Source organism: Staphylococcus sp. GDY8P57P (genome assembly GCF_017892585.1).
In the GTDB taxonomy this organism is placed as follows: domain Bacteria; phylum Bacillota; class Bacilli; order Staphylococcales; family Staphylococcaceae; genus Staphylococcus; species Staphylococcus borealis.
On the sequence record NZ_JAESLK010000106.1, the window covers coordinates 1 to 853 of the forward strand.

An 853-nucleotide genomic window follows, 5' to 3' on the forward strand; every position below is an offset into this window, starting at 1 on the left:
AGTGGCAAGGATTTTCAACGTGCACAATACCAACTGCTCAAACGGATTCTTCGACCGGGCGATGTGTTGTATATCCATTCACTAGATCGCTTTGGACGAAATAAAGAAGAAATTGTTGAAGAATGGAATGCCATTACGAAAGAACTTCAAGCTGATATTGTTGTGATGGACATGCCATTATTGGATACCACCCAATATAAAGACAGTATGGGCACTTTTATCGCCGACCTTGTTTTACAGATACTTTCTTGGATTGCACAAGATGAACGGGAACGCATACGCAAACGGCAACGTGAAGGGATTGATGCAGCAAAGAATCAAGGAAAGGTTTTTGGCCGTCCGAAAGCACAGATTACAGATACATTCATGGCTGCCTATCATGAATGGAAAAAAGGTGAGATTACAGCGACACAAGCGATGCAGCAAGCGAATGTTAAAAAAACAACGTTCTATAAACTGGTTAAGCAAGTGGAAAACGATCTTGCAGATGCCTAATCGTTCGATAATTTCAATGAGGAGTGGGGATTATGAGTGATAAAGTCCCGCATTTGACTGCTTATTCAGAAGAACAAAGACAAAAGGCCATGGATAAATATAGATTAATTGCCCCATATCTTAACCGCGAGAAAAGTTTGAGAGCAGTTGCTGAAGACTCTGATGTTTCAAAACGGACGCTTCAATATTGGGTGAGTCAGTATGAACAGTTTGGATTAGTGGGTTTGATCCGAAAGCGTCGCAGAGACTCCGGCATTTTTAAAGTGGAAAAAGAGGTACAAGAAGAGATTAAGAATTTAATACTGAATCATAAAAGAAATTCAGTAACTTCAATTCATAGAAAAATTTGTGAGACATG

At 39.7% G+C, this 853-nt stretch carries 2 protein-coding genes; both read left to right on the forward strand.

What is annotated here, in order from left to right:
- Positions 1-495 (forward strand): recombinase family protein (locus tag KA878_RS13755; protein ID WP_245336768.1); only part of this gene is annotated, 495 nt, incomplete at its 5' end.
- Between the two features lie 32 nt (positions 496-527).
- Positions 528-853: helix-turn-helix domain-containing protein (locus KA878_RS13760; protein ID WP_210142226.1), on the forward strand; the 326-nt coding region annotated here is incomplete at its 3' end.